8 protein-coding genes are annotated in these 8394 nt (G+C 47.4%); 6 read left to right on the top strand and 2 right to left on the bottom strand.

Annotated features, from left to right (window positions below; translation table 11 throughout):
• The 3 genes from WBV27_RS13600 to WBV27_RS13590 form a co-directional block, all read left to right on the top strand.
• Positions 1 to 1604, top strand: a 1604-nt coding sequence (locus WBV27_RS13600; protein ID WP_424202649.1) for a 4Fe-4S binding protein, incomplete at its 5' end; no start/stop codon positions are given.
• Between the two features lie 179 nt (positions 1605 to 1783).
• On the top strand, positions 1784 to 3040 hold the full coding sequence (locus tag WBV27_RS13595; protein ID WP_424202648.1) for a hypothetical protein: 1257 nt from the start codon (positions 1784 to 1786) through the stop codon (positions 3038 to 3040).
• Between the two features lie 75 nt (positions 3041 to 3115).
• Complete coding sequence (locus tag WBV27_RS13590; RefSeq protein ID WP_424202647.1) at positions 3116 to 3346, top strand: hypothetical protein; 231 nt, start codon at positions 3116 to 3118, stop codon at positions 3344 to 3346.
• 69 nt (positions 3347 to 3415) lie between these two features.
• Here the strand turns inward: WBV27_RS13590 and WBV27_RS13585 are convergent, their stop codons facing one another.
• Together WBV27_RS13585 and WBV27_RS13580 are read right to left on the bottom strand one after the other, a co-directional pair.
• Positions 3416 to 4387 carry a hypothetical protein gene (locus tag WBV27_RS13585; RefSeq protein WP_424202646.1) on the bottom strand — a complete coding sequence of 324 codons (972 nt, stop codon included), beginning with the start codon at positions 4385 to 4387 and terminating at the stop codon, positions 3416 to 3418.
• A 272-nt stretch (positions 4388 to 4659) separates the two neighbouring features.
• Complete coding sequence (locus WBV27_RS13580; protein WP_424202645.1) at positions 4660 to 5379, bottom strand: IS1096 element passenger TnpR family protein; 720 nt, start codon at positions 5377 to 5379, stop codon at positions 4660 to 4662.
• Positions 5380 to 5756: 377 nt separating this feature from the next.
• Here WBV27_RS13580 and WBV27_RS13575 point away from each other — a divergent pair, with 377 nt between their 5' ends.
• The 3 genes from WBV27_RS13575 to WBV27_RS13565 all read left to right on the top strand — a co-directional run.
• Positions 5757 to 6734, top strand: a complete 978-nt coding sequence (locus WBV27_RS13575) for a hypothetical protein (RefSeq protein ID WP_424202644.1) — start codon at positions 5757 to 5759, stop codon at positions 6732 to 6734.
• Between the two features lie 180 nt (positions 6735 to 6914).
• A complete protein-coding gene (locus WBV27_RS13570; protein ID WP_424202643.1) occupies positions 6915 to 7853 on the top strand; it encodes an AEC family transporter in 939 nt (312 codons plus the stop codon).
• Positions 7854 to 7996: 143 nt separating this feature from the next.
• Positions 7997 to 8394 (top strand): ATP-binding cassette domain-containing protein (locus WBV27_RS13565; protein WP_424202642.1); only part of this gene is annotated, 398 nt, incomplete at its 3' end.

The following is an 8394-nucleotide window of genomic DNA, read 5'->3' as shown; positions in this document are numbered from 1 at the left end:
TGGAGCGGATGGAAGGCAACCAATTGCCTGTCAGCGCCTTTTTGGACCGGGCTGACGGGACTTTCCCGCAGGGGACGACGCAATATGAAAAACGCGAAATCGCCGTCCAGATTCCGATCTGGAACCCTGAGGAATGCATCCAGTGCAATCAATGCTCATTCGTTTGTCCGCATGCCGCCATCCGACCGTTCCTGGCCACCGAAGACGAGGCAGCCAATGCCCCTGAAGGCGTGGAATTCCTGGATGGGATGCGCCCATACAAAGACTACAAATACCGGATCCAAGTATCCGCTGCCGACTGCACGGGTTGCGGCATCTGCGTCTTGACCTGCCCTTCCCGCAAAAAAGCGATCGAGATGAAAAACCGTGAGGACCATCTTGAGGAAAACAATAACTGGGATTACATGATCCGTCTGCCGCACAAGGAAAATCCGGTCGGCATCAATACGGTTAAGGGCAGTCAATTCGAAAAACCGTTGTTTGAATTTTCAGGTGCCTGCGCTGGTTGCGGCGAAACGCCATACATCAAACTGGTCACCCAAGTGGTGGGTGATCGCATGCAGATAGCGAATGCGACAGGCTGCTCATCCATCTACGGTGGATCGGCTCCTTCCACTCCGTATACGACTAATGAAGCCGGCTGCGGGCCATCATGGGCAAATTCTCTGTTGGAGGATAATGCGGAATTCGGCCTTGGGATGCACCATGCGACGAAACAACTGCGTCAACGCACACTGGAATTGACAGGAGAGCTCTTGAACCTGCAGATTGACAATTCGCTCAGAATGGCTGCAACAGCCTGGACAGAGGGATTCAACGACAAAAACAGCGCCCGCAAGTTAGCCGAAGCGTACATCAAGGCTTTGGAAACTGCGGACACAAAGGATCAGAAGATCCAACAACTGATCAATGATTTAGTCGGCTATAAGGACTATCTGATGAAACGCTCCACTTGGATGATTGGAGGAGATGGCTGGGCCTATGATATCGGCTTCGGCGGAATCGACCATGTTCTCGCAAGCGGGGAAGATGTGAATATCCTCGTGCTGGATACCGAAGTCTATTCCAACACAGGCGGGCAGGTTTCCAAATCATCCAACCTAGGTGCCATTGCCGAGTTCGCTTCCGGCGGCAAACCGGTCCGCAAAAAAGATTTGGGCATGATGATGATGAATTACGGGTACGTCTATGTCGCCCAGATTGCGATGGGCGCAAACCCTAGGCATACGTTGAAAGTCATCTCCGAGGCAGAAGCCTATGATGGTCCTTCCATCGTCATCGCCTACTCGCCATGCATCAGTCACGGCATCAAGTGCGGTTTGACCGTATCGCAGGAACACGAAAAGGATGCTGTGGATGTCGGTTATTGGCATCTTTACCGCTTCCACCCGGAAAACAAACTGAAAGGGAAAAACCCGTTCAAGTTGGATTCCAAGGAACCACAATTTGAACGTTTCCAGGATTTTCTGATGGAAGAGGTCCGTTACTCTTCATTGTATAACCAGTATGATGCTGAGCATGTACAGGCGATCTTCGACGAAAGCCTCCTGGCAGCAAAAGACCGTTATCAGTCCTATGCACGCTTGGATTCTTATACAGACTAGCATCAATCCGGACCAGTCGCAGCCTAATAGTGGTGACTGGTTCTTTTTGTTGCGTTCAGGCATGCATCCAAAGTTACGACAGCGTCCGTAATGTTTTGAGAAAAGGGACAGGGAAGGCTATAATGGAGAAAAGAGAGCGCTTTTAGGAAAAGGGTTTATAAAGGAAGCGAGGAAGCATCATGACGGCAGAAGTAGGGATATTGAACGCAAACGGATTGGTCTTGGCGGCTGATTCCGCTCTGACGATGGGGAACAGCGAACAAATGAAAATATTCAATTCCGGCAATAAGATTTTTTCGCTCGGACCGAGTCATTCAATCGGCATCATGATGTTCGGAAATGTTCAATTCATGGGGATACCATGGGAAATCATCGTAACAGGATTCCATCAGAAAATAGGTGCCCGCCCATTGGATTCGGTCTGGGATTACTGCACCGAATTCTTCAATTATCTTGAGAATGTGGATGAAATCTACTCCTCGATCTTTACCGAAGTGCTCATCATCGGATATGCGGAAAACGTCAGCAATATTTTGGAGAATACGACTTATGTACCGTCACCCGGTGCTTTCACTCTGGCGGATTACCAAAAAGCTGTCGAGGAGAAGATTCCCGCCTTACTGAAAGAAAGCGAAAAAATGAAGAGCATCACCAAAAAGGCCCCGATCAAAGTTTTCTCCGACCGTTACGGGGAGAAACTGGACGAGGTTTTTAAGGAGCTATTCGATACCGTATTCCTGGGTTTGAACCTCTACGATAAATTCAAGCCGGATCTTTATAAAATCGTGCGGAATTATGTGTACAGCGACAGTTACTATCCCGACACCTACTCCGGCCTGGTGATCGCTGGCTTCGGCTACACTGAGCTGTTCCCCAGCATTTACCAGTACGACATAGCCGGTGTCGTCGACAAAGTGATCAAAAAACGGTTGACTGTGCGACAGATCGTAATGAATGATTTTGCCGAAGACAGATGTTCCTCGGCCATTGTCCCATTTGCGCAACAGGATATGGTCCATACGGTCATTAACGGTATAGCGCCGGATCTGGAGGCCGACCTCGGGGAATTGCTCCGCGCCACACTCGAAAAACTAATTTCGGAACTTACCGAGAAAAAGTTGCTGAAGGAAAGCGATGCTCCAGAAATCAACAAATTGAAGGCAACGCTGGTCGAATCGGGCCTGAATGCCTTCGAAAACATGAAACAGGAACGGCATTTGACCCCTGTCTTGATGACGATCGATTCGATGCCGAAGGAGGAACTCGCTCTGATTGCGGAAACGCTGGTCAACATCACCTCCTTCAAAGGAAAAATTTCCTTTTCGATGGAAACGGTCGGCGGACCGATCGATGTGCTCTTGATCACGAAAAGCGACGGCCCGGTCTGGGTCAAGCGGAAGAACTACTTCAATCCCGATATCAATCGCCTGCGCTGAAATGACAGAAAATTCCCCCAAAATTTCCTAACTTGATGTAAAATGAATGAAATGAGCTTTATGGAAGGTGTTATTATGTATCTGAATATTCAAGAAACGGCCGACTATCTGGAAGTGCCGGTCAGCGAAATCCAGCGTTTGATCCGCGAGCGCCAAATCCGTACAATCCAAGTGGATGATGACATACTGCTGAACCGCGATCAATTCAATTTTTTCATTGAACAAAGAGAAAAGTACAAACACGAGTTGGAGGCCTATATGAACACGCCTCTGCCGGAAGATCCTGACATTAAGGATGAGGATTAAAAAAACAGCGGGCTCTTATGATGAGAGACCGCTGTTTTTGTCGTTTTGGAAGGTAATGATTTGCGCTGTTTACCTGTTTTTTTTGCGTCTGTATTCAGACCGCGAGAGGCCGTTTGCATCCACATTTTTTACAGCAACTGGCTGTTCCTCTGAGAAGACAGGATTCGTTTGTTTGGCAGACTTTACAGCAGAAAGCTTCTTGGCTTTGAATTTGCCGGATTTGAACAGGTCCAGCGCCAGGAAGACTGCGGCTGCAATAAAGAGACCGAACGAGAGGGCGCCCATCCAGCCGGAAACACCCAACAGATCATCCAAAGTTGTCAGGAGATGGATATATCTCAATAGTGCGCCCAAACCTGCGCACAGGATCGCCCGTTTGGTGTTGCCGCTGGCCAGTTTCAAGCGCTTATTGCCCTCCATAAGAATACTGAAGACGGCAATCGCATAACTGACGAGTGCGGCGTACAGAAGCAGGCCGTTCTGCCCTGTGATGTTCGCCAAAAAATCGCCGGCCATCGTTTGCGTATCGAGGAAAAGGAAAAATGTACCGAACAGGGCGCCGAGTACACCATTTCTGAAATGTGTGCCTTGCTTCTTCAGCAGCTTATTCAAGTTTGCCGAAAAGGACAGGAATGCCAGTGCGTAGCAACCGATTGCCAAATAGAGCGTCAAATTGGAAATGCCTGTTCTGCTAGCTATCAGTTGATCGCTGGCTGTTTGGGTGTGCAGATAGAGGAAACTGGTCCCCATGATCAAGCCGGATACGCCGCTGCGGAATCGGGCATTCGCTTCGCGTTTCTGCTTGCTTTTTCCAAGCAGGACCTGCAACGTTGCGATACTGAAAAATCCCAATGAAATGTATAGGCCGAGATCCGGAATGCCGATGATGCTGCCGATAGCAGTAGCCTGTTGCAGGTAGCCGAAAAGCACGGCGAGAATCACTGATGTGAACGGAAATCTGGATTCCTTGCCGTTGCGTTTTTTCATGATATGGATAAACGTCAGGATAAGAAGAAAAACGATGATGATCGGGTAGGTCATACCAAAGCCCCCTTGTATGTCAATTTGCTCTGAACAACAGAAGCACCAAAACTGATTCCGCTGGTCAGGAACATTCAAAGGACATCATAACACAGATTTATGATGCATTTGTTTCAGAATGACGATTCTTTTGTTAAGAAAGTATGACCTGTTCCACCATATGACAAAAAACGTGAACCGAAGCAACCAACAGTGAGGGTGCTATGTCAGGATGCACCAAAAAAGCATACCGCTGCTAAATGAGCGGTATGCTTCGTAATTTGAAGGATGAATCAGAAATTTGGCGGCGAATCTTCCGTCTCATCAGGCGGCACATCATCCCAGCTAGTATCGATCGCATATTCTGACCCAAAGTCTTCATATTCCGTGTCGAAAATATCCGAATCGCCCAACTGGGATAATGCGAAGTTGATCAAACGGATCAAATCTTGTGTGTCCGTCAGTTTCAATTTATCCCGATTCTGCAGAATCGTGGGGCGGTCCTCCATTTCGTCGGGACTGGCATTTTCCGCGGCTACGCAAATCGGATAGCGGCAATCTTCTTGGGGAACAACCATCTCCGTGAGTTGGATATCCACTTCTATGACGGCGTCCGTGAAATAGATGTAGGTCGCCGCATCATCGATGTCGGTGAAAAATTTCTGCAGCGTCTGGTCCTCATTTTCCGCGCTGTCGTTTTCATCGTAATAGTCGTAGTTATTTTCTTCGATTTCATCCACATCTTCACGTTCCTCATTGGAATATTCCCTGAGATCGCTCTCGTCGGTGTAATCTTCCAAAGTGTCCAAAGGTGTCTCCTCGATGATGATGGGAAGGAGGTCTGTGCCACCGGAGCGCGTGATTTCAAAACGGTGTTCGAAAAAACCACTCCAACTGAATGCTGCTTGGATGATGCTGTTGAAATCGTAGAAAGTCTCATCGCTGTTCACCTGGATATCCCGCCAAATTGGAACGCCGATGTCGCGGACAGCAACCCTGAATTCATAAATCATTCCGATCACCCCTGTTCTCTTATTTATTCCAGTATAGCGCTTTATCAAGGTTAAGGGCAAAGAATATACATCACTTTTTTCGTCAGAAATCCGAGGTTCAGAAATGCAGTTTACAAATCTATTTCGTTATAATGGATATGACAAAGAACTTGCACGAAGAGAATGCAACAATGGAGGAGGATGTTGTATGTTGGACAGTAGGTACATCATTACTTATGGTTTGACGGATGAGGAAAGCGACTATTTGCGCAAACGCAGCAAGGGATTGAGTGGGAGGTGTTGATTGCAGATGATTATCGAGATTTGATGGCAGCAGGTCATTTCCTTTCCATCATTTCTACATCAGCCGAACTAAGGCAAAGAGAGGAGCCTGCATCATGTCTACAGTCGTTTCAAAATTGTTGCAATCGCCAGAGCCATCCATCAGGTTTGCTACCAGGGTCCGGTTATTGGGAGAAGATCCTTATTCATCCGAAATCAGCGATTTGCTGTCGGAAATCAAACATTCGGAACGGGTCAATAAAATTCTGAGCAAAAAAGATGCTTCTGGATTGCTGATGCCGTTGGACAATCCATACAAAAAATGGGATGGCGCGCATTGGGCACTGACGCTTTTGGCTGATCTCAGCTATCCCAAAAACGATTCCGCTGTCTTGCCGATAATCGATCAAGTCTGCCAAAATTGGCTGAAACCGGAATTCTGGGAAAATGACCCTGTCAATGGCAAGTTCAGAAGACACGCCTCTCAACAAGGAAATGCCCTGTATTCCCTGTTGAGCTTAACCGATCAGTCCAGAATGGAGACAGCCCGCTTGTTGGTGGAGTTGCTGTTGAAATGGCAATGGCCGGATGGCGGATGGAACTGTGATCCGAATCCGCAGGCTGATGTTTCCTCCTTCACTGAATCCTTGATACCGTTGCGGGCATTGGCTCTCTTTGGCAGGCAGACCGGCGACAAAAAGATTTTGGATGCATGTGAAAAAGCAGCAGAGGTATTCCTGTGCCGCCACCTTTACCGCAGGTGTTCGAACAACAGGATCATCAAGAGCGATTTCACATTATTGCATTACCCTTGTTATTGGCACTATGATATCCTCTTTGCCTTGAAGGTCATGGCAGAGATGGGAATCGTTACAGATAGTCGTTGCAATGATGCGTTGGATCTTTTGGAATCCAAACGGTTCCCGGACGGCAGTTGGCCGTTGGAAGCAAAATATGGCCGAACCCTTGATGAAAAAACTGCAGATAGGCAATCAAACAGTACTTATCTGGATTGGGGGGAAGTGGACGGAAAGAGCGGCAATGAGTGGGTAACATCTGATGCCTTGTATGTATTGCATGCAGCAGGAAGATAAAGTGATCCGCTATTGATCGATACCCTCACAACGATCCATTCAAATTATCCAGCCTTCCTGCAATCACTGTCCCAACTCAGAATATCTATGGTACACTTATAATGTTGCTTGATTCAGCCTTTCATTACTCAAAAAGGCTGCGTATTATTAATTATATTTCCACATCAAGGAGATGATTTATTGGGGAATTTTTCCATTGCAGTGAATGCAGTAATGCCTTTATTGTTGTACATGTTGATCGGACAGGGATTATTGCGGGCTAAGTTGTTGGACGGCACGACTTATCAAAAATTGAACAACGCCATTTTCCGGTTCTTTTTGCCGATAAATCTCCTGATGAACGTTTACGAAGCGGACGTCAGAAGCACTTTCAGAGTCGATGTGCTCCTGTTCGCTGTTGGTCTTACCTTAAGCGTCTTCTTCCTTTTTGCTTTGTTTATTCCGCGTATCGAAAAGGACAATGCCAAACGCGGGGTGATGCTGCAAGGTACGTTCCGCTCAAATTTTGTGCTGTTCGGGTTGCCGATTGCCACTTCATTGTTGTCGGAAAGCCAATTGGGGATGACATCGATACTGATTGCGGTCATCGTTCCTTTGAATAATGTTCTGTCGGTCGTGGCACTTTCCATCTATTCGGATCATAAAATCCAACCCGGTCGAATTCTCCTGGACATCCTTAAGAACCCAATGTTCATCGGTACAATCATCGGGATACTGATCAGTCTTTCCGGATTGAAATTCCCTCTGTTCCTCGACGACACGCTGAGCGGAATCAAAGGCCTGGTCACACCATTGGCATTGATTGTTATGGGCGGCACTTTCCGCTTTGACGCCTTGAATAATGCACGGATCCAACTGGCGGTGACGGTATTATTCAAGTTGGTTCTGATCCCGATAATCGGCCTTACGCTGGCTGTCCTTTACGGATTGACGGGAGAAAATCTGGTGCCGATGATGACGATGCTGGGCGGTCCTACAGCAGTATCCAGCTACACGATGGCACAACAGATGGGCGGTGATCCGGATTTGGCGAGCCAAATCGTCGTTTTCACCACAATTTTTTCGATGTTCAGTTTGGTTGTGTTCATAACGGTCCTTAAATCATTATTTTTGATTTGAATACAATGTAAGGAAACAAGAGCCTGCTGAATAAGCAGATTCTTGTTTCCTTTTTATGTCCCCTCGTGTTCGCCTATGGACCGGCGAAAGCTTATAATGGATGTAGAAGGAATACAACCATCTTATGATAGGGGACGATAATAATGATCATCATCGGGATTACCGGAGGATCGGGTGCCGGCAAAACAACCGTAGCAAAAACAATCGCGAAAAGACTGGGCAAGGGCAATGTCGTCTATGTATCGCAGGATTGGTACTACAAGGATCAAACGCATCTGAGCGCAATTGAACGCGAAAACCTGAATCTCGATCACCCAAACGCCTTCGATAACGAACTGTTGATAGCTGATTTGGCAAAACTCCGTTCCGGACAAGACATCGAGGCGCCAATCTACGATTTCGGTCTGCAAGCGCGTTCGAAAAAGACTACCCCGATCGAGTCGAAGCCGGTCGTCATACTGGAAGGGATCCTGATTTTGGCCATACCCAAGTTGGTATCAATGATCGACATCAAAATATTTGTCGATGCGGAACCGGACAT

The sequence above is a fragment of the Trichococcus sp. genome (genome assembly GCF_049589555.1).
GTDB lineage: Bacteria > Bacillota > Bacilli > Lactobacillales > Aerococcaceae > Trichococcus.
This window is presented reverse-complemented; position numbering and strand designations above follow the sequence as displayed.